Here is a 957-nt window from a genome sequence, read left to right on the forward strand (position 1 = left end):
ACCTCTTTTCCGCTTTACTTAATCGAAGAATAAAAACACCAGTCATCAAAGGTACTTCATGCAAATTTCTCAACTTGAACCACAAGATACCAGCATCGTTCTTAAGCTGTTTGGTGCACTGTTTTACTACCAGCCTAAAGATTACCCAGCGGCAAATCTCGATACGTTGCTGAGCAATACAGATACACCAATCGAAGCGCTTAATGACATGCTGCGCAGCTTTCAAAACGAGAGCGAAGAGGCACTGCAAATGGAGCACGATCGCATGTTTGCCGGTATTGGTGAGATGCCTGCGCCACCTTGGGGTTCGGCTTATCTAGATAAAGAAGCGGTGTTGTTTGGTGAATCAACCATTGAATATCGTTACTTCTTGCAGCGTTGTGGTTTTGCTTTGGAATCTGACCAACGTGAGCCAGAAGACCAGATCGGCTTGATGCTGATGGTGTTAGGCATGTTGATTGAAACTGAACAGCAAAAACTGGCGGCTGAAATGCTGCGCGAACATTTGATGACGTGGTTTAGCTTTTTCAACAAGCGCTTCAAAAAAGCGGTGACTCTCACGCCTTACTCAAAACTGTCGAACCTTACTGAAGAATTACTTCAATCCCTGAGTGAACAATACCAAGTCGTTGTGCCTGCAAAGAGAGATTACTCGGATGCGCCAGTCTGAATCGGTTGATCTAAGCAAGCGGCGTTTGTTTTCGTTCCATCGTGCGCCAGTTGAACAAGCTCAAGAGCCTCGTGTTAAAGCGAGACCTCCGTATGCGGTGGAAGAATCAATGTTCACGCGGCTTTGTGATGGGTGCGGTAAGTGCGCTTCGGCATGTCCAAGCCAAATCATTGAAATGGTCGATGGCGTGGCCGCGTTAGACATCAGCTACTCAGCATGTGATTTATGCGGTGCGTGTAAGTCGGCGTGTTCTACATTGGCGCTTTCCAACCAAATAGAATCAACAG

General features: G+C 46.7%; 2 protein-coding genes. Both read left to right on the plus strand.

Annotated elements, in window-relative coordinates; genetic code table 11:
- Positions 1-58: 58 nt before the first annotated feature.
- Positions 59-670, plus strand: a complete 612-nt coding sequence (locus R7Q48_RS25290) for a molecular chaperone (protein WP_318132890.1) — start codon at positions 59-61, stop codon at positions 668-670.
- Positions 657-957, plus strand: a 301-nt coding sequence (locus R7Q48_RS25295; protein ID WP_318132892.1) for a 4Fe-4S binding protein, incomplete at its 3' end; no start/stop codon positions are given. The genes R7Q48_RS25290 and R7Q48_RS25295, both read left to right, overlap by 14 nt.

The organism is Vibrio sp. 378 (genome assembly GCF_033339435.1).